Genomic DNA, 25,303 nt, shown 5'->3' with positions numbered 1-25,303 from the left:
TTTTATCGGCCCGCCACACGTTGTTGTTAAGCCTGTTCTCCAGCAAGCTCAGCTACCGCAACTTCCGGTAGCTCCGTGGGCGTAACCGCGCCGTTCTTTTTCCGGCGGTAGTATTCGATCAGTTGAGTCGTAGAACTGTCTTCGTCGGACAAATCTCCCGCAGCCAGTTTCGGCTCCAGTTTATTCGCCAGACCCTTACCCAGTTCCACTCCCCACTGATCAAAAGAATAAATTTGCAAAATCACACCCTGCGCAAAAATTTTGTGCTCATAGAGTGCAATCAGTGCTCCCAGTGATCGGGGGTCCAACTCCTTCAAGAGTATTGTGTTACTTGGCTTTCCACCCCTGTGTACTTTGAATGGGGTGAGCCTTTTTATCTCTTCTTGCGACAGCCCCTTGGCTGCCAGCTCGCTAGCCACTGACTCGGCATCCACACCGTTCATCAGTGCCTGGCTCTGGGCAAACATGTTTGCCAGTAGAATTTCGTGGTGACCATCGAGGTCGTGTCCGGGTGCCACGCTGCCAATAAAGTCCGCCGGCACCACTTCCGGGCTCTGGTGCAGATACTGATAAAACGCATGCTGCCCATTGATACCCGTTTGCCCCCAGATCAGAGGACCGGTGGGGTAATCCACCGCCACCCCGGCGCGGGTGGTTGATTTGCCGTTACTCTCCATATCCGCCTGCTGCAGATAAGAAGGCAACATATGCAGTGCCTGCTCGTAGGGCAGCACGGCGTGTGCCGGATAACCCATAAAGGTGCAGTACCAGACACTCAGCAGCGCCATGATCACCGGCGCATTGGCTTCCAGCGGTGCCTCGCGGAAGTGCTTATCCATGCTCGCAGCGCCATCCAGTAGCGCGCGGAAGTTCTCAAATCCGCAGGCGATCGCAATTGGCAAGCCGATGGAGGACCAGAGTGAAAAGCGCCCCCCAACCCAATCCCAGAATCGGAAAGTCCGCTCTGGCAATACCCCAAACTGTTGCGCCTTATCGGGACTGGAAGTCACCGCAGCAAAGTGCTGTTGCAGCAACGCCTCTCCATCCACTTCCGGCATCGCCTGCTGCAACCATGCAAGTGCACTGCGGGCGTTGGTCATTGTCTCGCTGGTCGTAAATGTCTTCGACGAGACAATAAATAGTGTCGAATCGGCATCCAGGCCGGCCAGCACATCCGTGAGCTGGGCTCCATCCACATTGGAAACGAAATGCACTGCGACATCGCCCTTCCGATGGGCTCGCAGCGCTTCGATGGTGGTTTGCGGCCCGAGATGGGAGCCACCTACCCCAAGATTGACTACATCGGTAAACCTTTTACCCCGATAGCCAGTCAGGGCCCCATTATGTAGTAAAACTACAAACTTTTTCAAGCGCTCTAATTCAGCCTCTACTTGGGCCGTGACGGAAACTCCGTCGATCTCGACATCTGTCTTCAAACCCCCACGCAGTGCGGGATGCAGCACTGCCCGGCCCTCGGTTGCATTAATAGGCTTGCCGGCAAAGAAATCTGCACACCAGCGGGGCAACTCCGCCTCTTCTGCCAAGCGTAATAAATTTACAAAAACTTCCTGGTCGAGCAGATTTTTGGAGAAATCCAGCAAGAACTCCGGCAGCTCGAGCGAAAACCGCTCGGCCCGCTGAGGATCTGCGGCAAACAGGCCCTTCAGTGACGCCTGTTTGAACTTGGCGGCCTGCGCCTGCAGCGCCTGCCAGATAGGTGAATGCGCAAGTGGTTGAGATGAAGAAGTGTCAGAGTGCATAGCGACCCCCGGAAAGTGGCGCCAGCACTGGGGTTGCGGGCACCGGTTATTGTTATTTACCCGTTAAGCTCGCGACTTTCACACCCCCTGAGCGAGAACCACCGAGCAAAATGACAACGCTGTCAAATTGGCGAGAGAGTCACACAGTTGGCTAAGGCTGTCAATTAGGTTTGTAGTTTTTTTCCACAGTAATCGCAGCGGTGTACATCAGGCCAGGCACAACAAAAGCGTGAATGACAGTCAGGCCATCGTCGCGCAGCCCGGAACCGGTTAAACTTGCGGGTTAGGCAAAGACAAGGAAAACGCCAGACATGAAAAGCACCATCAACGACGTGGCCGCACGAGCCGGGGTGTCGATCAAAACCGTTTCCCGGGTAATCAACAATGAACCCTCGGTACGGCCCGCCACCCGCAAGAAAGTGATGGATGCGGTTGAGGAGCTTCACTACCAACCAAACCTGGCCGCCCGCAACCTGGCGGGCACCCGCAGCTACACCATTGCACTGATCTACGACAATCCGAACGCCTACTACGTGATCGACATGCAGAACGGTATTCTCGAGGCCTGTAAGGCGCGTGGTTACGAGCTGCTGATCCACCCGAGCAACTCCAAGTCCGACACAGTCAACGACGAATTGCGCGCTCTGGTGGAGCACTCCAAGGTCGCCGGGGTGGTACTGACCCCGCCCTTCTCCGAGACCCAATCGGTGATTGATGAAGTGAACAAGCTCGACCTCGACTATGTGCGCATTGTGTCCAGCGGCGCAGCCGAGGGCGATGAAGAAAACTGCATTCAGGTGGATGATACTGCGGCAGCCTTCGATATCACCAAGCACCTGATTGAACACGGCCACAAACGCATCGGCTTCCTCTCCGGCGGTGAGGAGCACGTTTCCACCCACGGACGCCTGGACGGCTACAAGCAGGCGTTGCAGCAGGCTGGCATCAATCTGGCACCGGAACTGGTCATCCCAGGTGAGTATTCATTTGACTCCGGTGTGGCCGGCGCCAAGGCACTACTCGAAAGCGATACCCCCCCCACCGCCATCTTTGCCAGTAACGATGAAATGGCGGCGGGCGCACTGTTTGCCGCGCGCCTGATGCATATCGAGATCCCGGAGCAACTCTCTATCGTCGGCTTCGAGGATAGCCCCTTCTCCCGGCAGACCTGGCCGAAGCTGACCACTGCCCACCAGCCCAACAATGAAATCGCCAAGTGCGCAGCCGCGCTGGTACTGAATAAAGCGCGCAGCAAAGGCGCTGCGGAAAGTGCAGCGGCAAACAAAGAGGCTGGAATCACCAAGGTATTTGTGCCGGAACTGCTGGTACGAGACTCTACTGGTGATTCACCAGCAGGCTAACGCCACCCAGCCTTGCCTACCTTAGTTCTATTGGGGCTATTAAGCCCCTTCCTCTTCCTCTTCCTCTCTTCTCTCTTTCTCCACCCAACTTCCACCCGCCTTGATAGCTAAGTCACATCAGAATGATTTCAACGTCGCCCCGCACCCAATGTGACACAGTTCTCACCTGAACCCGGAATTTACGAGAATATGAACCCCTCGCCAGTCACACAAACTGCTCCGGCGAGTACTCCACTAATTTTCAAGATCACAGGGAGGGGAATTACGCCGTGTATCGGCGTCTAGGAGAGACAACCAACGATTTACATTCAAATTCTCGGGCAACAGGAAGGCCCTTTGGCCGTTGCCCAAAATAATAATTCAAGGACGCATTTGAAGATGATCGAAACACTAAAAAAACAATCGCTTCTGGCTATCGCTATTGCCGCTGCATCGACGCCCGTTGTCGCGGAAGAAAGTGAAATTATCGAAGAGGTAATCACCATTGGTACACGGGTCGAAGGCCGTTCCGCCGCAGACTCCGCCGTGCCCATCGACATTATTACCGGAGAAGACTTCGTCAATCAGGGCGATTCGGACCTGAATTCCCTTTTGCGCAACGTTGTACCCTCGTACAACGTCAACACCCAACCCATCAGTGACGCTGCCAGCCTGGTCCGCCCCGCCAACCTGCGCGGCCTTGCGCCCGACCACACTCTGGTTCTGGTCAACGGCAAGCGTCGTCACCGCGCTGCCGTAATTGCCTGGCTGGGCAACGGTGTTTCTGACGGTGCACAGGGCCCGGATATCTCACAGATTCCCTCTATCGCCCTACAACAGGTTGAAGTACTACGCGATGGTGCAGCAGCACAATACGGTTCTGACGCGATTGCTGGGGTGATCAACTTTCAACTAAAAGATGACAGCGACGGCGGTGCCATCGAAGTCAAAGCGGGTCAGTTCTACGAAGGCGACGGACGCCAATTCACCGTCGCCGGTAATTACGGTATGCCGTTTACCGACCAGGGCTTTGTGAACGTCAGCTTTGAAGCAGGCAGCAAGCAAGATACCGATCGCAGCGTACAGAGGGATGACGCCGCTGGGCTGATTGCTGCAGGTAACACCGCGGTAGCCACGCCGGCACAAGTGTGGGGCAGCCCAGAAATCAAAGACGACTTTAAGTCAGTTGTTAATCTCGGACTCGAGCTTGGTGGTGGCAAAGAGTTCTACGCCTTTGGTAACTATGGCAGCAAAACTGTTGATGGCGGTTTCTACTTCCGTAACCCCGAGACTCGCAGCGCTGTATTCAGTGATGGATCAGGCCCGCTTATTGGCGACCTGAACCCAGACAATGGCCTGGACAGCTGTGCCGGCTTCACCCACGTCCAGGCCATCGCCAGCGACGAATGCTTTTCCTTCCAGGAAATGTTCCCGGGCGGCTTCACCCCCCGCTTCGGTGGTGACGTCACCGATTTGTCCGGCCTCGCCGGTATTCGTGGCGAACTCGACAATGGCTGGGCTTACGACGTAAGTGCCTCCCTGGGTTATAACGATGTCGACTTCTTTATCTACAACACCGTTAACGCGTCCTTGGGCCCACAGTCCCCGACGAGCTTCAATCCGGGCGCTTACACCCAACTAGAAAAGAACTTCAATATCGACCTGATTAAAGGATTCGAAGTTGGCCTCGCTTCTGAGCTGAGTGTTGCCACCGGTTTCGAATGGCGCGATGAAACCTTCGAGATTACCACTGGCGACCAGGCGTCTTATGAGATTGGCCCTCTGGCCGCACAAGGCTTTAGCGCGGCGTCGAACGGATTCCCAGGCTTTGGTCCTCTCGCTGGTGGTCAGTGGAGCCGCTCCAACCTGGCGACATATATCGATATGGAAGCCGACATCGTAGATGGCTGGTTGATGGCGGGTGCGTTGCGCTTTGAGGATTTCGAAGACTTCGGTACCACCGTCAACGGAAAGCTGGCAACCAATCTGGAACTGAGCGAAGCGGTTTCGCTGCGCGCCTCGTGGAGCACTGGATTCCGCGCACCAACTCCAGGGCAGTCCAATGCATTCAACGTCTCCACCGAGTTTGATGTTGCGCTCAATGACCTTGTGAACAACGGGACCATCCCTTCAACCAACCCGGTTGCGCAGCTGCGTGGCGGTGAGGCGCTGGACCCGGAAGAGTCCACTAACTGGACTATTGGTGCGGTGTTCAGTGCCGGTCCTATCGACGTGACCGTCGACTACTTCAACATTGAACTGGAAGGGCGTATTGCACCTTCGCAGCTTTACTCACTCACCCAGACGGAAGTGGACACCCTGGTCGCCTCTGGTGTAACCAGCGCGGCTAACCTGCAGAACTTCCGCTTCTTTACCAATGACTTCGATACCACCACCAAAGGTTTCGATATTGTTGCGACCTACGGTACCGATGCCATTGGCGACAGCACCGACATCAGCCTGGCCTTTAACCAAACGCAAACTGCGGTAGATAGCTTTACGCCTGAAACTATCGATGCGACACGAATCCGTGAGCTGGAAGAAGGCCTGCCAGAAACTCGCTGGAATCTCTCCAGTACTACCTTCGTCGGCGACTGGCGCTTGCTGGCCCGCGCCAGCTATTACGATGACTGGTACGATTCGGAAGATGACCAGAAATACAGTGGTGAAGTCATTGTTGATGCAGAAGTATCTTACGCATTCAACGAACAGGCCTCTGTCATTTTGGGTGCGCAAAATATTCTGGATCAAACTCCCGAAGAAAACCCAGGCGCGGCAGGCGGTGTAGGCAACCGCTATAGCCAGTTCTCGCCTTTCGGCTTTGAAGGTGGTTTCTACTACCTTCGCACCCGTTACGAATTCTGACGGAATAAGCTGACGACCTGATGCAGCCCGCTCATTGAGCGGGCTTTTTTGGGTCAAAAAAAAGCCCTCACAAGGAGGGCAAAGATGACGAGAACCAAAGAGAAAACATAAAACTGACTGTTGCGATGACAACAGCGGGAAGGGTTACTTCCAGCTGCGCATCTTGTGCCCTTTCAGAGCGTAGAAAAGAATAAACAGGTAAGCCGGAATGGCGATGGCGTAGGCCAGCTGACCGTCACCGGTGTCGGCAAAGTGGCCGTACAGCGGCGGCAGAATCGCACCACCGGAGATACCCATAATCAGCAGGGCCGCACCCTTGGAGGTGAACTTGCCCAGACCATCCAGCGCCAGCGGCCAGATTGCCGGCCAGCACATGGCGTTGGCAAAGCCCAGCAATGCTACAAAGTAAACTGCGTTGGGAATTTCAGGCAGGCCGAAGATGGCCAGGGTTGCAGAGGACATCACGGTGCTTTCAAGAGAACCGGTCATCACCGCAATGGTGAACAGGATGCCCAGCACGGCGGAGATCAACAACGCAGTTTGCTGGCTGATAAAGCGCGGGATGGCAACGGTGCCCCAGAGGTAGCCCAACACCATAAATACCATGGTGTAAGACGTCAGCACAGAAGCCACCGCGGTATCCAGTCCCGCCTGCTTACCCAGCAGACCAATCGCATCGCCGGCAATCACCTCAACGCCCACGTAGAAGAACAGTGCTATGGAACCAAGAATCAGCTGCGGGAACTTCAGCAGTGCAGGCAGGTTTACCGCCATCTCTTCCTGGCCTTCGATGGCTTCGTCTTCAATATCCGGCAGCGGTGCGAACATCATCGCAACGGCCAAGATAAATCCGAGAATTGCCATGCCGATGTACGGAGTAACCAGCTGACCGGCCAGCTCGTCCAGCTTGGCATCTTTCGCAGTCGCGGCGAGCGCAGCCAGTTCTGCGTCGCTTACACCGCTGATGCCAGACATCACCAGCGCGGTAAATACCAGCGGCGCAACAATACCGGCACCTTTGTTCAGCAGGCCCATGATGCAAATGCGCACCGCCGCAGTATCCGGAGAGCCAACTTTTACTACGTACGGGTTAGAGGCAGTCTGCAGGATGGTGAGGCCAGAGCCCACAACAAACTGCGCGAGCAGGAAGATACCGAACATACGGCTGTAAGCCGCCGGAATAAAGATCAGGGCACCTACCGCAACCAGGGCAAGGCCCAGTGCCATACCGGTTTTGTAACCCGTGCGTTCAATGATCGCAGCCATGGGCAACGCCATCACGGTATAGGCGATATAAAAGGCGGAAGCCACGAGCATGGCCTCAAAGGCACTCAGCTCACAAATGGTTTGCAGGAACGGGATCAGGGCACCGTTCAGCCAGGTAACAAAACCAAAAATGAAAAATAGCAGGCCGATGATTACCATCGGCAAAACGCTACTGCGCGTTTCGCTCTGGCTAATAACTGCGGTATTCATAGAGTCACCTTTAATTATCGTTATCTAGCGTTAATAAATTTCGTCATCAATTTTTGTATGTATGCAGGTGGTCAGCCTGCGGAAAACACTTCCTGTCCGCTGATCCAGGTTTTGCGCACCTGGCCATCGCCGTCCAGTAAAATCATATCGGCCGCACTCCCCTCCGCAATGCGTCCGCCGTCAAAACCGAGGAACTGGGCGGGATACAATCCTGCCATACGCAGGGCCTCAGTCAGCTCGACACCACACCAGTCACGAATGTTGCGCACCGCACCAATCATATCCAGGTGGGACCCCGCCAGCTCACCGGTGGTGGAGGTCAGCTTGTCGCCATCGCGCGTCACCACGCGATCGAACAACGGAAAACTCATCTCGTCACTGCCAACCAGTGACATCGCATCGGTCACCAGCATAATCTTGCCGCGCGGCTTGGCTTTCAACGCCAGCGTCATGGCTTCGGCACTTACGTGGTGGCCATCGGCAATCAAGCCACACCAGCAACCATCACTGATCAGTGCGGTGCCGACCATGCCCGGGTCACGAGAATGCAACGGCGACATGGCGTTGTATAAATGGGTAAATCCGGTCGCGCCAGCGGCGACAGCTGCCGCAGCGGTCTTGCCGTCGGCATTGGAATGCCCGAGACAAACCTTCACACCCAGCGATACCAGTTTGGCGATATCTTCCGGCGCAACATTTTCCGGCGCCAGGGTCACCACTTTCAGGCCGAGATCTTCACGGGCGTAAATTGCCAACTCTTCGTCGCTGAGCGGGCGAATGAAACGCTCTTCGTGCGTGCCCTTTTTCGGCGCACTCAAATGTGGACCTTCAAAGTGCACTCCCAGCACGCCGGGCACACCTTCTTTCAGCGCGGCACTGACCGCGTCTGCGGCCTTCTGCATCACATCCACCTGATCGGTAATCAGGGTGGGCACAAAACCGGTAGTGCCAAAGCGCGCGTGGGCGGCCGACATTTTGCCCAGAGCATTCACGGTGGTGTCGTTGTTAAACAGGGCTCCACCACCGCCATTTACCTGCACATCAATCAGGCCCGGTGCCAGCAATCCGCGCAGGCGGATTGCATCAGCAACAGGCGCACCGCCCAACGAGGTGATCTTGCCGCCGTCGATGGTAAGCGCCACATCCTTGCGCAACTGCTCGCCATCAAAAAGCTGTTCGGCGATATATGCCTGTGCCACTGTTTTGCCCCGTGTCCTGGATTACTGCAATTAAACGGTCTGAGTAACTTTTTTCAGACCTGCCGGCTCGTCCGGGTTGATACCGCGGCTCACCGCCACGTGGGCAACATCGATATAGAAGCGCTGCAGCAACGCCAGCGGTGCAACCCGCGGATGCACACCTTTACTCGGCACATGCAGATTAATCAGGGTACCGCCGCGACGGATAATGTCAGCGATCTGCTCGCTGTGCGCCTGATAGGATTCATCTTCAATCGGCACATTCACCACGGTGAGCTTTTGCTCCACCAGGGTTACCGGGCCGTGCAGGAATTCCGCACTGGAGAAAGACTCTGCGTGCACACTGCACACTTCCTTCAGCTTCAGTGCCAGTTCACGGGTAATGCCGTAGCCAGGGCCGCGGCCGAGTACAACCAAGTTCTTCACAGCGGCCAGGTCTTCCGGGCGTAGCTGCACATCGGATTCAACCGCATCGGTGAGAGTCTGCGGCAGCATCTCAACACCGGCCATCAGCTCGGCATCCTGCGTCCAGTTAGCGACCAGCTGCAGCACCGCAGAGAGGGTGCACAGGTAGCTCTTGGTTGCAGCAACCGCCAGTTCTGGACCGGCTTTCAGCGGTACAACCTGGTCGACGATATCTTTAATCGGTGCAGACTCATCATTTACCAGCGCGATAGTGTAGGCACCGGCGTCTTTCGCCATTTGCGCCTGCGCGAGGATGTCCGGGCTGCGGCCGGACTGGGAAATGACGATAACCAGTGCGTCTTCCAGCTTCAGCTTTTTGCCATACACACTGGACACTGAGGGCGCCGCGGCGAAAGTCGGGGTACCAGTTTCGATTTCGATCAGGTACTTGGCAAAAACACCGGCGTGATCGGAAGAACCACGACCGACGATCATCACAAAACGCGGCGGCTTGCTACGCAAACGCTCACCCAACGCTTCCATGATGGGCGCATTGTTTTTCAGTTGCTCGGCAACCCGGCTCGGGGCTTCACGGGCCTCGCGTTCCATTACAGTCATCGCCATAGAAGCATCCACCTTGTTGGCCTCACCAGAGGTCACTGCACTCATAAAATCTATCCGTAACTTTTATCTGACCGTGTCTTCAGACGCACTGCAGCCTTCCGACAACCTGTGTGTTCTAACGACTTACAGCGCTCATCCAAAGAGCGCTTTGGCCTCAACCTCATCACCGGAGCCGGAATCGCCGCTACCCAAGGCCGCGAGCGAGTGCTGCGCAAAATAAACGCAACCCAGTTCCGGCGGGTCCAGCGGATCGGAAACCTGCTCCGCTACATGTGGCTTCAGCCAGGGCTTCAAGCGCGGTGCCAGGCCGCCAATCATGGCCAGGCGAGGCGACTTGCCTTCCATCAACTTATCTGCAAGATCACTGATGTAAGCCGCACCATCGCGCATGATCGACGCAGCAACCGGGCAATCGGCCTCGGCGCACTCCACCACAGGCACGGCCAGCTTGGCGTACTGGCTGGACGGTTTGCCGGCCATCATCTCAATGACGTCGTAGGGATCGCTGGTGTCGAGAGCAGCTTCCAACTCGCGCTTGAGCATGGAGTCTTCGGCGAGACCTTCCATTGCCATCAGCAGGTACTTCACCGCCTCCATACCGAGCCAGGCACCACTGCCTTTATCGCCATGAGGGAAGCCGTGGCCACCGATAATCTCACTGCGGCCATTGACCCAGGAGTAACCGACAGAGCCGGTGCCAGCAATAATGACCGCGCCGTCGCCGCCGCGATGGGCGCCCAGGCACGCGGAGTGCTGATCGGTGGTGAGGAACATCTGTTTGAACGGGTGCGCCCACGCATTCATCTCGTTGTAGAGACGGGGCATATTGAGCCCGGCAAGGCCAACACCAGCCACCAACTCACCAAGAGTTTCGGCAGGCAGGCCAGCATCTGTCACCGCCAGGGCGGCAGAACGCACGATTGAATCAATGGTTTGAGCGTAACCATGAAGGGGATTTGCAGGCCCGGAGATCCCGGTACCGAGCAGGCGATTGTCAGCATCGAAGATGGATGCGCGGCATTTGCTGCCACCGCCATCGACGCCAATAAAGAGTATGTCCCTGCTGTCTCTCAAAGCAACCATCTAACCGGCCCCTAAGATTTCTATTGTTATGTTTCCTTCCCGGACCTCCCCACCGCATCTTCTGCGCCCCAGGGGATTCCGGTGAGACGCCAGTGACGCCTGTACCAATATGTGTATGGAGAAATAGTACAAGACAAATGACAGCGTTGTCATGCCTTTTTTCAAAAAAACTGCAAAGATTCTTTTCATTATATGTCTGTATTACCACCTGATTGGTGATAAAACCCGCTGATTCACCCGAAAGGGTTAGATTGAACGTTAGATAGAACCGCACATCGGTGCATAAAAACCACAACTCCGTGTTATTTCGTGCCACTCAAACGCCCTAAAACCAGCCAGAAAAAAATGTGCTCCAGTTCAACCCGACTGAAACAAATCTGTCACATTTATTTGCGATAAAGCGCGCGCACATACCTCACCACAAGCAACCGTAGGTCGTGCGGTACGTCTTTCGACGAGCCAAATAAAGTGATAGGAGAAAAGATGGAACTCGGTCAGACACGCAAGGGAAATTTTGCCGCGGTAATGCTGCTGTTTGTCACGGCTCTGGCCGGCCTGCTGGCCGCCTGCTTCGTGGAAGCCGCTGACAATAGCGAGGCTCGGCTTCTATTCCGCATGACCGGCTCCAACACCGTCGGCGCAGATCTGGCACCGGCGCTGGTAAAACAGTATTTGCGCTCTCTGGGCGCCACCGATATCAATCAGCGCACCCAAGGGGAAAAACACTGGATCGATGCCCGCCTGCAGAATGAGCGGGTGGTTGTACCGATTATTGCACTGGGCTCCAGCACCGGCTTCAAGGCACTCAACGGGGATACCGCCGACATCGGCATGGCCTCACGTCGGGTTAAAACGAAAGAGGTCGAAATGCTGGCGCGCTTCGGCGACTTTACCGGCCCCCAGGCGGAGCATGTTATCGGATTGGATGCGCTGGTGATCGCGGTACACAAGGACAACCCCATAAAGCGGCTGAGCCTCGCGCAACTGGCACAGATTTACCGGGGCGAAATCCGCAACTGGGCGCAACTGGGCGGTGACGACCTGCCGATTCGGCCGCTGCACCGGGATATTGAATCCGGTACCCGCGCCACGTTTGACAGTGAAGTTTTTGGTGGCAGCCGGCCGGCCAAAACGTTTGTATACGAAGTATCCGGCAACCATGAGACCCGCGGGCTGGTACTGCGGGACAGAGCCGCCATCGGCTACCTGCCATTTGCCGATGCCACGGGCCTGCACAAGGTCGCGATCAAATCCGGGGAACTGGCGGCGGTGGTGCCCGACCGCGGCATCATCGCAACCGAAGACTTTCCCCTCACCCGCCGGCTGTACCTGTACCGCAATCCGGGCCGCTACAATCCGCAGGTTGACGCCTTCATGCACTTCGCTGAATCCCACGCCGGACAGCAAATCGTCGAGGACATCGGCTTTATCAATTTGACACCAGTTGCCCTGCAAATGGCACCGTTTGCCAATGCGCCGGAAAATTATCGCGCGCTGATGGAGAGCGGGTCGCGCCTCAGTATTTCGTTCCGCTTTGCCAATGGCAGTACCGAGCTCGACAATCGCGCATTACGCGACCTGCACCGATTGCAGGACTACATGGCGCAAGAGGAAAATCGAGACCTTTCCCTGACACTGGTGGGTTTTTCTGATCGCAAATCCAATGAAACGATTTCCGACCTCATCTCCCGCTTCCGCGCCCTCAAGGTTCAGGGGGCATTACTGCGTGACCACCAGATGGGAGACAGCCAGATCATGTCGGTAGGTGCTTTCGCGCCGCTTACCGCCGACAGTAAGCAGGGTCCGGTAAAAAACAGCCGCGTCGAAGTTTGGATAAATTAGGCGGCCCTTTAGCACATAGCCAATGCGGTGGCACGCTACAGCAACTATATTTAACGCCATGACCACCGCGATTTTGCCAAACAGAACCCGCTACTGCGCACGCATCGCCACCCTGTTGCTTGCCCTGCTTCTGTTGTCGCTGTCCGGATGTTCCAGTGTGCGCCTGGTGTACGGTCACCTCGACTGGTGGATGGACCGCACACTGAACAAATATCTAGACCTGGAAGGCCCACAAAAAGAGCTTCTCTCCCAGCGCGTCGACGAATTCCATCGCTGGCATCGCCAGACGCAATTGCCGCGCTATGCCGACTACATGGAACAACTGGCGGCAGAGGTTGATTCTCCCGACGCCAGCCCGGAAAACCTGGAAAAAATTGAGCAGCAGGTCGATGAGTTCTGGCATTCCTCCGTGGTAATGCTGAGCGACCTGCTGCTGCCCATCCTGGTGCAGCTGGACGAGAGTCAGATCAACCAGCTATCGGAAAACGCGCGCAAAGAGCGGGAGAAATCGCTAAAGAAATGGGATAAATCACAGCGCAAACGCGAGAAGCAGTTTCGCAAACAGGCGGAACGCTGGCTGGGTGACCTCACCGCCGGGCAGCAAGCCATGATTGACGAACAGGTAGCCAATACCAAGTTTGACCCCGCACGCCGAATCGCTCAGCGCGAGCTCTGGACCACTACCTTCCTCGACACTTTGCGCACCAAACCGCAGGGCTACGAAAAGACGCTGCGTGAATTACTGATCGACCCTCAGGCCCTGTGGCCAAAAGATTACCGTCAGATGCAGGATGCGTTACGCGACCAGGCGAGAACCCTGGCCACCCAGGTATTGGAAAGCACCACCCCCGAGCAGCGCGCCCATATGAAAGAAACCCTGCTGGAATTTGCCTCCGATTTCCGCCATCTGGCAGCCCAGAAACACTGAGAAATAATGCTGCTCAGCGACGGGCAGCAGTGACTCCAAACTCCGCCAATCGGCACTGAATGGACATTGCTACAGTCCGTTTCAACTGCAACAAATTTTCTGCCGAATCCCCGCGGATTTTGACGTTTTTTCTGTAAAAAAATTACAGAAAGCATGACGGCTTCCACCCACTGCTGATAAGCTCCCGCTCCGAATTTAATCGCCAAATATTTTGGCAAGAGAAGGGGAAAGTCCGTGCGTATCGAAACCGCTCATCGCGACCAGCTGCAACAGTGGGAAAAAGACCTGGATCAACAGTACCAGCGAATTTGCCAACACAACCTGAGCCTGGACCTGACCCGCGGTAAACCGGCGGCAGATCAGCTTTCCCTTTCCGACAGCCTCGACGGCATTCTGACCGGTGATTACCGTGCCCCCGATGGTACCGATACCCGCAATTATGGCGGCCTCGAAGGTATTGCCGCATCCCGCGAACTGGGTGCGGACATCCTGCAGGTACCGTTTGAAGAAGTGCTCGCCGGCGGCAACAGCTCGCTGACCCTGATGTACCACGCCGTGCTCACCGGCTACCTGTTCGGCTTTGCCGGCAACCAGCCGTGGAAAGACATGAGTGCGCCCAAGTTCCTGTGCCCGGTTCCCGGCTACGACCGCCACTTCACCATCTGTGAGCAGCTGGGTATCACCATGGACACCGTGCCCATGACCGCCACCGGTCCGGACATGGATGTGCTGGAACAGAAGATTCGCGAAGACGACCAGATCATCGGCCTGTGGTGTGTACCCAAGTTCTCTAACCCCACCGGCGTAACCTACGACGAAGACACCGTGAACCGCCTCGCGCAGCTGGGTAAGATTGCCAACCCGGGTTTCCGTATTTTCTGGGACAACGCGTACGCAATCCACGACCTGGACCACCAGGTAACCCTGCCAAATATCCGCGAAGCAGCACTGAGCAACGACACCGCAGATTCGGTACTGCAGTTCGCCTCCACCTCCAAGGTAACGCACGCCGGTGCTGGTGTGGCCTTTGTAAGCGCAAGCCCCGCTAACCTGGCCTCCATCAAGCAGCAGATGTCTGCCATGACCATCGGCCCGGACAAGGTGAACCAGCTGCGTCACTCGCGCCTGTTCCCGGAGCTGACCCAGCTGAAAGAACACATGCAAAAGCACGCAGAAATCCTGCGTCCGAAGTTTGCCTGTGTGCTCGAGCACCTGGACAAAAACTTCACCGACACCGATCTGGGCGAATGGGAAAAACCGCAAGGCGGTTACTTTGTTTCCTTCAACACCCGCCCGGGCGTTGCCTCTGAAGTGATTCGCCTGTCCGCAGAAGCGGGCGTGAAGCTGACCCCAGCGGGCGCCACTTTCCCGTATGGCAAAGATCCGGAAAATACCAATATCCGCATCGCCCCGAGCTTCCCGCCGCTGGAAGAGCTGGATACCGCCATGGCGGTATTCACCCTGTGTGTGAAACTGGCCACCGTGCGCGAGGCGCTGACCAACGCTTGATCGCCCAACGCACCCTTCATAAAAAATAAAAAAACCGGCAAATTGCCGGTTTTTTTATGTCTGATTTTCTACGCAAGCATTAAATCTGGTTACGTCAAATCTGGTTCCGCCGCGTCTGCCAGGTAATCGGCCGCGCGTACTGATCCACCTTGTCTTCCACCCCCAGCAGCATCGCAAACAAAGCCATACGTACCAGCAGACCATTGTCGGTCTGGCGGAAAATAGCCAGGCTCGGGTGCTCGTTCAGATCCGGGTCGAGTTCATTGGCTTCCGCGCGGGAATCCCGCGGCAGCGGATGCATGATCACCGTATTGGGCTCCGCATGGCGGGTGAAGATATCCCGGTTCAAACGGAAGCGCCCGCGATAGCGGTCCGCCTCTTCCTGGGACTCAAAGCGCTCTTCCTGGATGCGGGTGGAATACACAATATCCACCGCCTTGATGGACTGCTCCAGTTGGTCGGAAACCGTCACCTGGTGGCCGGCCTCGCGCAGTTTTTCGATCACCGCCGGCGGCATCGCCAGCTCTTCCGGAGAAACGAATACCAGCTGTACACTTTTAAACAGGCACAGCAGCTTGCACAGGGAGTGCACCGTACGGCCGTATTTGAGGTCGCCGATCATGGCGATGCGGAAGTTATCCAGTGAACCACCCTTGCCTTCCAGCTCCTTGCGGATGGTGTACAGGTCCAGCAGCGCCTGGGTGGGATGCTCATTGGCACCGTCACCACCATTCACCACCGGCACCCGGCTGGCAGCGGCAAACTCGGCAACCGAGCCTGCCTGCGGGTGACGCATACAGATCACATCGGAATAGCCGGACAGAACCCGGGCGGTGTCGTACAGCGACTCGCCCTTGGCCATCGCACTGGCAGAAACCCCCACGGTCTCGCGCACGGTGCCGCCGAGCAGGTTGAAGGCGCAGCCGAAGCTTACCCGGGTGCGGGTGCTGGGCTCGAGAAACATATTGCCGAGGATCGCGCCCTCGAGAACCCGGGTCACTTTTTCCCGGCGCGCGTAGGGAACCATGGTGTCCGCTACGGTAAAGATTCGGTCGATGTCGCCACGCTCAAACTGGCTGACGGAAAGGATATTGGCGCCGATAAAGTCCATTGATGCTCCACTTTATGCACAGGTTTGCGCCGGGATCGCCGGCGGCTTAGCGGGCGGTATTCTACGCGGCGGGCCCTGTTTGGAATAGTACGTCTGGACAAGTACGCCTTGAATAGTAGCTACAACTTAGCCCAGCAGCGCGTCGCCCCAAGCTTCCAGTTGATCCAGCAGCGCATTGCGCTCCGGGTACTCCTCCCGCAGGCGCGCAATCTCCTCAAAGTACGGCTCCATGGTAATACTGGCGCCAAACTGGGGGTCCGTCAGGCGCTGGTAGCGCCACTCTTCCCAGCGCTCCTGCTCTTCCTCATTCAGGGTATGCGGGAAGTTGCGCGCGCGCAGGCGGAAGAGTAGCTCCGGCAGGCGCGGATCGGAAAATGGCACCTCTGCCGCCAGCGCTTCCGGGCCTCGACTGGTCAGCGCATTGTGCAGCTGCCGGCAGGTATCGCGGTCGGCATCGTTCATAAAGCCGTCGTAGAGCCGTGCCTCCACATCTTTTTTCGGGAACTCACCATCGAGAAACACCTGATGAAGCTTTTCTGTTAGATCCAGCCCCTGCAGTGCCTGCCAGTTGGCCCGACAGGCCTCCTTGTCGATCTTGAGTTCGGCGGCGCGTTCATCCGACAGCATGTTGGCCGGCGCCAGCACCGGGCAGCGGTTCATATGGATCAACTTCAGGCCCGCGGGCAGCTCCCCTTCCGCGAGCTTATCCCGCGAGGTGTACAGGCGCTCGCGCAGCGCCTCCGCATCCAGGTCCAGAATCGGTTGCGAATCCATGGCCAGGTTGGCACAAATGACCGCGTTGCGGTTCACCGGGTGCATAGCCAGGGGCAGCACGTAGGTCAGGTGACCGTGGCTGGCGGGCACCTTGCCGGAGATGTGCAGCAAGGGCTTGCGCTCGCGCGGGTTGAGGATCTTCGCCACTTCCTGCTTGCGGCGCAGCTTGTACACATAGTCGTAGAGCTTGGGCTGCTTGTCGCGGATCAGGCGCGCCATATCGATGGTGGCGCGTACATCGGAGAGTGCGTCGTGCGCCCCCTCGTGGCTGATGCCGTTGGCGGCGGTCAGCTCCTCCAAGCGGAAAGAAGGTACCCGGGTACCGTCTGCACCATCGCGCTCGGGCCAGACGATACCCTCGGGGCGCAGCGCATAGGTGAGGCGCACCATATCAATGATGTCCCAGCGGCTGTTGCCGGACTTCCACTCGCGCTCATAGGGGTCGAGCAGATTGCGGTACAGGGTGTGGCGGGTCACCTCATCGTCAAAGCGCAGGCTGTTGTATCCCACCCCGCAAGTACCCGGTGCACCCAGCTCATCGAGGATCTTCTGGATAAACTCAATTTCCGGCAGCCCTTCCGCAAACGCCTTCTGTGGCGCCAGCCCGGTTACCAGTGCAGCCATGGGCTGGGGCAGGCAATCGCTGGTGGGCTTGGCGTAAATCATCAGCGGGTCGCCGACGATATTCAGCTCCTCATCGGTGCGAATACCGGCGAACTGGGAGGGTTTATCCGCACCCGGGTCTACGCCCCAGGTCTCGTAATCGTGCCAGTACAGCGTGGTGCCAGACGGTTTGCCGGACATGTCTTCCCCCTGATTCCTTCAATTGGCGCCATGTTACCCCAGCTGGAGTGCACCGCGCAGGTTGCAAAGCCACCGCTGCCCATTAAAATCCCGCCTTCTTCTATATTGTCCAGAACGTCCACGGGATAACGCCCATTTATGAATATTCGCCAGCAGCTTAACGACATTTTCCAGACCGCCATGACCAACGCGGGTATTCCCGCGGGGTGCAGCCCGGCGGTTGCCCCTGCCAAGAAGGCGGGCTTTGGCGACTATCAGGCCAACGGTGCCATGGCTGCGGCCAAGAAAGTGGGCACTAACCCACGTGAGCTGGCCGCCAAGATCATCGAGAATCTGGGCGAGCAGCCCATGATCGAGAAGGTCGAGGTCGCGGGCCCCGGCTTTATCAATATTCATCTGAAGGAAGCCTGGCTGGGCGAAACCCTGGCCGCTGCGCGTGCCGATGAGCGCCTGAACATCGCCGCCGTCGCCAGCCCCGAGACCGTGGTACTGGATTACTCCCACCCCAACCTCGCCAAAGAGATGCACGTGGGCCACCTGCGCACCACCATCATCGGCGACGCCCTCGCCCGCCTGCTGGAGTTCCAGGGGCACAAAGTTGTGCGCCAGAACCATATGGGCGACTGGGGCACCCAGTTCGGTATGCTGCTGGCCCACCTAGCAGACCAGATGGAAAACCAGGACGCGGAAGTAGCCCTGGCAGACCTGGAAGTCTTCTACCGCGAAGCCAAGGTGCGCTTCGATGAAGAGGAAGGCTTTGCCGACCGCGCCCGCGAATATGTGGTGAAACTGCAGGGTGGTGACGCCGACTGCCTGAAGCTGTGGCAGCGTTTTATCGACATCTCCATCAGCCACGCGGAAGAAATCTACGAGAAGCTGGGTGTCACCCTGAAGCGGGAAGACGTATACGCCGAGAGCCAGTACAACGACGACCTGCCGGTACTGGTGAAAGACCTGGTGGACCGCGGTATCGCGGTGGAAGACCAGGGCGCGATTGTGGCCTTCCTGCCGGAAATGGCCGACAAGGAAGGCAACCCGAGCGTAGTGATCATCCAGAAGAAAGGCGGTGGCTACCTCTACGCCACCACCGACCTGGCGGCTATTCGCTATCGCGCCAACGTCCTGAAGGCCAACCGCATCCTGTACGTGGTCGACGCGCGCCAGTCCCTGCACCTGCAGCAGGCCTTTACCGTGGCGCGCAAGGCGGGCTACATCGCCGACAGCCAGACTTTGGAACACTGCGCCTTCGGCACCATGATGGGCGACGACGGCAAGCCTTTCAAAACCCGTAGCGGTGGCACCGTGAAACTGGCCGCGCTGCTGGACGAAGCGGTGGAGCGTGCCACTGCACTGGTGGCCGGCAAAAATCCGGAGCTGAGTGCCGAGGAGCAGGCCGAGATCGGCCGCGTGGTTGGTATCGGCGCGGTGAAGTACGCGGACCTGAGCAAGACCCGCACCAACGATTACGTATTCAACTGGAATGCCATGCTGGCGTTCGAAGGCAACACCGCGCCTTACCTGCAGTATGCCTACACCCGTGTACGCAGCATCTTCCGTCGCGCCGGCATTGAGCCATCCGCGCTGACCGGTGCTATTACTCTGGGAACCGACGCGGAACGCGCGCTGGCCATCAAACTGAATCAGTTTGGTGAAGTACTGGATCAGGTGGCGAAAGACACCTTCCCCCACGTGCTGTGTACTTACCTGTATGAGCTGGCGAGCGCCTACATGGCCTTTTACGAGGCCTGCCCGGTGCTGAAAGAAGGTGTGACAGAAGAAGAGAAGCAGAGCCGCCTGCAGTTGTGCGACCTGGTGGCGCGTACCCTGTCTACCGGCCTGGGCCTGCTGGGCATCGAGACTCTTGAGAAGATGTAACGCGAGAAAATGTAACTCAGGAAAAAGATAAAGAAGAACCGCGTCAGGCGCTTTCCCTGGAAAGTGCCTGCTGCAACACCTGCTGGGCACTGGCGAGGTCCGCATCGCGGATCAGCCAGAGCTCGGAATTCCAATTCAAATTCCCCGCGCCAAATCCCTGCCCACCCGGAGCTGACTCCACCCGGGTTTTTTGCGTCAAAACCGAATAGCCGGCAGACTGCAAAAGATTCTGCAGATAGCTGCCCAGTAGTTGATCGTCCGTGGTGTAAATTTTTCGCGCCATGATGCGAGTGAGTAACCTTGCAATACCTGCTCGGCGGACTTTTGGTCCGGCTACGAGACGTCCCCAAATTCTGAAATGATATTTCGTGGAATTTGCCATTCCTCGCCTGGAATCCAGTGTCCCTTTCTGGCACCGGCGTGCAAATCGGAATGGCATAATAAAAAGATAGACTAGAGGGGGAGGAGGCGCCGCGTGAGGAGGATGAAATACGTGGCACTAATCACGCGCTGACGCAATTTTCTTTGCGTTTAATTTTTATTGGAGTTAACCAGCTCCAGCGGACGCACTACATCACCTTTGGCATCGCCTTGCACATCAGCGGCCAGCGTTGGCAGTGATACATCGTAGATTTGGAATTTGTTTTTCCCATGACGCTTGGCGTGGTACATCGCCATGTCGGCTTTTTGCAGAATGGCCTCGAGCGTCTCCCCCTTACCTTCGACCGCGACCACGCCAATACTCATGGTGACGGTGACCAGGTTGTCGCCAATCTTCACCGGCTGGGCCACCGTATTCAGCAATTTTTCCGCAAGAATCCGGTAACTATCGCCCTCCGCATCGCGCACAAACACACAGAATTCGTCGCCGCTGAGACGCGCCACTATATCGCCAGAGCGCATTACGCTGAGCAGGCGGCGGGCAATCACACACAATAGCTCATCGCCGCCCTGATGCCCCAAAGTGTCATTCACCTGTTTGAAGTCATCCAGGTCGATAAAAAACAAATACCCTAACTGTTGCACGGCACCCGGTTGATGCCGCGCCAGCTCCAGGTGGAACTCCAGTTGCTCGATCAAACTGTACCGGTTGTCTAGCCCGGTAAGGCTGTCGTGCATAGCGATCTGCTCGAGCTGGGCCGTTTTACGGGTGACCATGTCGTTCATATCTTCCAGCTGATCACACACCGCATGGCCGGTGGTATCGAGCACATCCAGCTCGTCGAACTTTTCCAGATTTTTTTTCACCGGCCGAATTAACTGACGGGCATCGCCAAAGCGCCCGTTGGTCAGTAGCGGCAGCGCCTGTGCCAGCCGGCGCAAGCGGACAATGGGGCCCCACAAAATCCCCGCCACCGCCGCACTGAAAATCAGCGCCCCCAGCACCGCGAACAGGAACAAGACCTTTACCGACTCGCTGATGTGTTCCACCTGAGTTGACACATCTTCAATAAACACAAACTGCGGGCCTTCATCGTGCACATCCATGCGCATGGTGCGGATATCAAACTGGCGCTCATCCAGCTCGTACACCCTTGCCCGCTTCAGTCCGGATAAGTTCGGCACATCCGCGGCAACCCGATCGAGCAGCGGTAGTACCCGTTCGCGGGAAGTCAGAGACAGGATTTCACGCTGCCAGTTCGCCAGATAAATACCGCCGCTATTGGCTGGCGCCTGCTCCCGCACCGCCGAGAGAATACCAATGTCGGTGCCAGTCATTTCGCGAAACCGCTGCAGGGCTTTGACCAGTGGCCGCTCCAACTGCAACACATAGTCACCAGCACGTGCGCGCATAGGCAGCGCCAGGCTTTGCACACACACAGGGTCACAATGCACCAGCTCCAATGGCTGCCCGCCCAGCAAAACCTGCGCCACCTGCCCCGGGCGCAACTTGCGCTGCGGCGCGCCCCAGCTGTCTACCAGCTGGCTGTCGGCGTCATAGACTTTGAGCGAGTGCAGCACCCAAGTTTGTTGCAGCAGCTCCCACTGCCGGTCCAGCGCCTTACCTAATTCGCTCTGGGATGAGATACGCCCACGGGGGCTGAGCGCAATCAGCTCCGCGAGCCGCACCAGCTCCTCGCGGGATTGCTGCAGCAGGCCGGATACCTGAAACTGAAAATTAAGGTGCCGCTGCTCGCGGTTTTTGGACATCAGGGACTGCAGGCTGCCGTTACCCAGCAGGATGAAAAACAGGCACACGGCTACCACCAGCATTGCCGAGGAAAGGCAGGCCTTAACGCGCAGCGAGTTGAAATTTGCCTGTGGCAACACGGTGAAATCCCTTATTCCCTGGGAGTGGATACGCACGGCCGCGATCCTTCGGGCCCTGTCGCATTATTTAGTTATTCAACGAGTATGGCGCAAATCCCCAATCTGGCCCGCCCGACGGCCCAACTCACAGAAAAAAATAGCGCCAAGCTGCCTGAAACAGGATATATCTCACAAATTTGTGGTTACCTCAGCACATTTAGCCCCCCAAACCCGCGAATTGCCCGTAAACACTGCTGTTGCTAAGATGCGCGCCGACTGGCGCCCCCACAGACTCGATCTTTCGGTGGGGTCACAACGACGGTGTCGCGCCGGCAATTGGGCAAGTTCACTTTGCCACACCATTATTACTGAACGTCGAACGCGGGAACGGCTGGTCATCCACCACGCCGCCCCAGAATGAATACGGATCCGTTCGTCCGATCCACTTTGCTATTTTTGAGCGTTAACGCATTCCGGGAATTTGTCCCCGAGTGCCCTCAGCGTTTACAGGAATCCGACCACCATGACCCAGCCTTCCCTCAAGCAGTTGGAACAGCACGACGCCTTTATCCGCCGCCATATCGGCCCGGACGCCGCGCAGACCCAGGCCATGCTCGACACCCTCGGTGTCGCCACCCTGGACGAACTGATTGAAAAGACCGTGCCTGCCGCCATCCGTAAATCCAATGACCTGAACCTGGCAGATGCGGTGGACGAACAGGAGGCGCTGGCGGAACTGAAAGCGCTGGCGAGCCGCAACAAGATTTTCCGTACCTTTATCGGTATGGGTTACCACGACACCATCACCCCCAACGTGATCCTGCGCAACGTGCTGGAAAATCCGGGTTGGTACACCGCCTACACCCCCTACCAGCCAGAAATTGCCCAGGGCCGCCTGGAAGGCCTGCTGAACTTCCAGCAGATGATCATGGACCTGACCGGTATGGACCTGGCCAACGCCTCCATGCTGGACGAAGGCACCGCCGCCGCGGAAGCCATGGCCATGTGTAAGCGCCAGGTAAAACGCAACAAATCCAACGTCTTCTTTGTCGATGCAGACTGCCACCCGCAAACCATCGCGGTAGTACAGACCCGCGCAGAACACTTCGGCTTTGAAGTGGTTGTGGGCAACCCGGAAACCGACCTGCCGGAAGAACTGTTCGGCGCCCTGTTCCAGTACCCGGGCTCTACCGGTGTGGTACGCGACCTCACCGACCTGATTGCCAAGGTGCACGAAACCAATGCGCTGGTAACCGTGGCCGCAGACCTGATGAGCCTGGTGGCCCTGAAAGCGCCGGGTGAAATGGGAGCGGACGTGGTGGTTGGCTGTAACCAGCGTTTCGGTATCCCAATGGGTTACGGTGGCCCGCACGCCGGCTTCTTCGCCTTCCGCGAAGCCTACAAGCGCTCCGCGCCCGGCCGCATCATCGGTGTTTCCGTGGACAGCAAGGGCAAGCGCGCCCTGCGTATGGCCATGCAAACGCGTGAGCAGCATATCCGCCGTGAAAAGGCCAACTCCAACATCTGTACCTCCCAGGTACTGCTGGCAGTGATGAGCGCCTTCTACGCGATTTACCACGGCCCGGAAGGTCTGAAGACCATCGCCGCGCGTATCCAGCGCCTTACCGACATCCTCGCTTCCGGCCTGAAAGAAAAAGGCCTGAGCCTCACCCACGACAGCTGGTTCGATACCCTCACCGTCTCTGTGGGCGACAAGCAGTCTGAAATCTTCGAGCGCGCCATTGCCGCAGAGATCAACCTGCGCAAAGTGGGCGCAGACGCGCTGGGTGTGAGCCTGAACGAAACCACCAAGCTGGAAGATGTTTCCGAGCTGCTGAACATTTTCACCGGCGCCGAGCACGGCCTCGACCTGAATGCGATGGATGCCGAGCTGGCCGCCAAAGGCCCCGCCGGCGTACCCGCAAGCCTGCAGCGCGCCAGTGAATTCATGACCCACCCGGTGTTCAACACGCATCATTCCGAAACCGAAATGCTGCGCTACCTGAAGACCCTGGAGTCCAAAGATATCGCCCTGAACCACAGCATGATTCCGCTGGGTTCCTGCACCATGAAGCTGAACGCCACCGCCGAAATGATCCCGGTGACCTGGCCAGAGTTCGGCAAGCTGCACCCGTTTGCCCCAGCCGACCAGGCTCAGGGCTACCGCGAGATGTTCACCCAACTAGAAACCATGCTGGCGGAATGTACCGGTTACGACGCCGTGAGCCTGCAGCCGAATGCCGGCTCACAGGGTGAGTACGCGGGCTTGGTAGCAATCAAGAAATACCTGGAAGCGAAAGGTGAAGGCCAGCGCGATATCTGCCTGATCCCGGCCTCCGCCCACGGCACCAACCCCGCCTCGGCGATGATGGTAAGCATGAAGGTTGTGGTGGTTGCCTGTGACAACAACGGCAACGTGGACATCGCCGACCTGAAAGCAAAAGTAGAAGAGCACGGCGACCGCGTCGCGGCACTGATGGTGACCTACCCCTCCACCCACGGTGTATTCGAGGAAGGCATCCGCGAGATCTGCGAGCTTATCCACAATGCCGGCGGTCAGGTGTACATCGACGGCGCCAACATGAACGCCCTGATTGGCGTGGCCGCACCGGGTAAATTCGGTGGTGACGTATCCCACCTGAACCTGCACAAGACTTTCTGTATTCCCCACGGTGGTGGCGGCCCGGGCATGGGCCCGATTGCGGTTGGAGAACACCTGAAGCCTTATCTGGCAGGCCACCCGGTAACCGAGGTACCGGGCAACGATCCAGTAAACGGCACCATTTCTGCTGCGCCCTGGGGCTCTGCCAGCATTCTGCCGATCAGCTGGATGTACATTCGCATGATGGGTAAAAAAGGCATGAAGCTCGCCACCGAAACCGCGATCCTGAATGCCAACTACGTGGCCAAGAAGCTGAGCGAACACTACCCGCTGCTGTACAAAGGCAGCAACGGTTTTATCGCCCACGAGTGTCTGATCGACCTGCGCCCGCTGAAAGAAGTGAGCGGTATTACCGAAGAAGACATCGCCAAGCGCCTGATGGACTTCGGCTTCCACGCGCCGACCATGTCCTTCCCGGTTGCCGGCACCCTGATGATCGAGCCGACCGAATCGGAAGCACAGGAAGAACTGGATCGCTTTGTACAAGCCATGGCGACGATTCGTCAGGAAGCAGACGACGTGGCCAGCGGCAAATACAGTGCAGACGACAACCCCCTGCACAATGCGCCGCACACTCAAGACGACGTGATGACCGACGATTGGACCCACCCGTACAGCCGCGAAATTGCCGGTCGCCCGGCCGCCTGGCTGAAGCACCACAAGGTGTGGCCGGCGTCCAATCGTATCGACAATGTGTACGGCGACCGGAACCTGATCTGTTCCTGTCCGCCAGTTGAGAGCTACATGGACTAATTAGGCCAGGAATAAGTAGCCCAGAAACAAAAATGCCGGAGCA

Annotated in this window: 16 protein-coding genes; 7 read left to right on the top strand and 9 right to left on the bottom strand. The window is 57.4% G+C overall.

From position 1 onward, the window contains the following. Positions 1–26 precede the first annotated feature (26 nt). Positions 27–1,760 (bottom strand): glucose-6-phosphate isomerase, encoded by a 1,734-nt coding sequence (gene pgi, locus KUV22_RS08965; RefSeq protein ID WP_222230257.1) that lies wholly within the window; start codon positions 1,758–1,760, stop codon positions 27–29. A 311-nt stretch (positions 1,761–2,071) separates the two neighbouring features. Here pgi and KUV22_RS08960 point away from each other — a divergent pair, with 311 nt between their 5' ends. Together KUV22_RS08960 and KUV22_RS08955 are read left to right on the top strand one after the other, a co-directional pair. Further along, positions 2,072–3,121: a LacI family DNA-binding transcriptional regulator gene (locus KUV22_RS08960; protein ID WP_222230255.1), complete on the top strand. Its 1,050-nt coding sequence runs from the start codon at positions 2,072–2,074 to the stop codon at positions 3,119–3,121. Between the two features lie 378 nt (positions 3,122–3,499). Beyond that, the gene (locus KUV22_RS08955) at positions 3,500–5,965 is read left to right on the top strand and encodes a TonB-dependent receptor plug domain-containing protein (protein ID WP_222230253.1); all 2,466 of its coding nucleotides are present in this window, start codon (positions 3,500–3,502) and stop codon (positions 5,963–5,965) included. 144 nt (positions 5,966–6,109) lie between these two features. On the opposite strand, the gene KUV22_RS08950 is transcribed toward KUV22_RS08955, so the two are convergent. From KUV22_RS08950 to nagK, 4 genes are all read right to left on the bottom strand, one after another. Beyond that, on the bottom strand, positions 6,110–7,441 hold the full coding sequence (locus KUV22_RS08950) for a sugar MFS transporter (protein WP_222230251.1): 1,332 nt from the start codon (positions 7,439–7,441) through the stop codon (positions 6,110–6,112). Positions 7,442–7,512: 71 nt separating this feature from the next. Then, complete coding sequence (nagA, locus tag KUV22_RS08945; protein WP_222230249.1) at positions 7,513–8,640, bottom strand: N-acetylglucosamine-6-phosphate deacetylase; 1,128 nt, start codon at positions 8,638–8,640, stop codon at positions 7,513–7,515. Positions 8,641–8,670: 30 nt separating this feature from the next. After that, entirely contained in the window at positions 8,671–9,714 is a 1,044-nt protein-coding gene (gene nagB-II / locus KUV22_RS08940) for a glucosamine-6-phosphate deaminase NagB-II (RefSeq protein WP_261319287.1), read from the bottom strand. A gap of 87 nt (positions 9,715–9,801) precedes the next feature. Beyond that, positions 9,802–10,752 (bottom strand): N-acetylglucosamine kinase, encoded by a 951-nt coding sequence (nagK, locus tag KUV22_RS08935; protein ID WP_222230247.1) that lies wholly within the window; start codon positions 10,750–10,752, stop codon positions 9,802–9,804. Positions 10,753–11,235: 483 nt separating this feature from the next. Between nagK and KUV22_RS08930 the strand changes: the two genes are divergently transcribed. From KUV22_RS08930 to KUV22_RS08920, 3 genes are all read left to right on the top strand, one after another. After that, complete coding sequence (locus KUV22_RS08930; RefSeq protein WP_222230245.1) at positions 11,236–12,594, top strand: substrate-binding domain-containing protein; 1,359 nt, start codon at positions 11,236–11,238, stop codon at positions 12,592–12,594. Between the two features lie 58 nt (positions 12,595–12,652). Continuing rightward, the gene (locus tag KUV22_RS08925; protein WP_222230225.1) at positions 12,653–13,522 is read left to right on the top strand and encodes a DUF6279 family lipoprotein; all 870 of its coding nucleotides are present in this window, start codon (positions 12,653–12,655) and stop codon (positions 13,520–13,522) included. Positions 13,523–13,756: 234 nt separating this feature from the next. Next, positions 13,757–15,031: an aminotransferase class I/II-fold pyridoxal phosphate-dependent enzyme gene (locus tag KUV22_RS08920; protein WP_222230223.1), complete on the top strand. Its 1,275-nt coding sequence runs from the start codon at positions 13,757–13,759 to the stop codon at positions 15,029–15,031. Between the two features lie 94 nt (positions 15,032–15,125). Here KUV22_RS08920 and KUV22_RS08915 read toward each other — a convergent pair whose 3' ends face one another. Further along, positions 15,126–16,142 (bottom strand): aspartate carbamoyltransferase, encoded by a 1,017-nt coding sequence (locus tag KUV22_RS08915; RefSeq protein ID WP_222230221.1) that lies wholly within the window; start codon positions 16,140–16,142, stop codon positions 15,126–15,128. Positions 16,143–16,268: 126 nt separating this feature from the next. Further along, entirely contained in the window at positions 16,269–17,720 is a 1,452-nt protein-coding gene (sbcB, locus tag KUV22_RS08910; protein WP_222230219.1) for an exodeoxyribonuclease I, read from the bottom strand. Between the two features lie 138 nt (positions 17,721–17,858). Between sbcB and argS the strand changes: the two genes are divergently transcribed. Continuing rightward, positions 17,859–19,595: an arginine--tRNA ligase gene (gene argS / locus KUV22_RS08905; RefSeq protein WP_222230217.1), complete on the top strand. Its 1,737-nt coding sequence runs from the start codon at positions 17,859–17,861 to the stop codon at positions 19,593–19,595. Positions 19,596–19,638: 43 nt separating this feature from the next. Here the strand turns inward: argS and KUV22_RS08900 are convergent, their stop codons facing one another. Next, a complete protein-coding gene (locus KUV22_RS08900) occupies positions 19,639–19,878 on the bottom strand; it encodes a DUF2007 domain-containing protein (protein ID WP_222230216.1) in 240 nt (79 codons plus the stop codon). A gap of 248 nt (positions 19,879–20,126) precedes the next feature. Beyond that, a complete protein-coding gene (locus KUV22_RS17495) occupies positions 20,127–21,902 on the bottom strand; it encodes a diguanylate cyclase domain-containing protein (RefSeq protein ID WP_222230215.1) in 1,776 nt (591 codons plus the stop codon). A gap of 466 nt (positions 21,903–22,368) precedes the next feature. Between KUV22_RS17495 and gcvP the strand changes: the two genes are divergently transcribed. Beyond that, positions 22,369–25,260, top strand: a complete 2,892-nt coding sequence (gene gcvP / locus KUV22_RS08890) for an aminomethyl-transferring glycine dehydrogenase (RefSeq protein ID WP_222230214.1) — start codon at positions 22,369–22,371, stop codon at positions 25,258–25,260. Positions 25,261–25,303: the final 43 nt, after the last annotated feature.

It is taken from the genome of Microbulbifer agarilyticus (assembly GCF_019800665.1).
Lineage (GTDB): Bacteria > Pseudomonadota > Gammaproteobacteria > Pseudomonadales > Cellvibrionaceae > Microbulbifer > Microbulbifer agarilyticus_C.
This window is presented reverse-complemented; position numbering and strand designations above follow the sequence as displayed.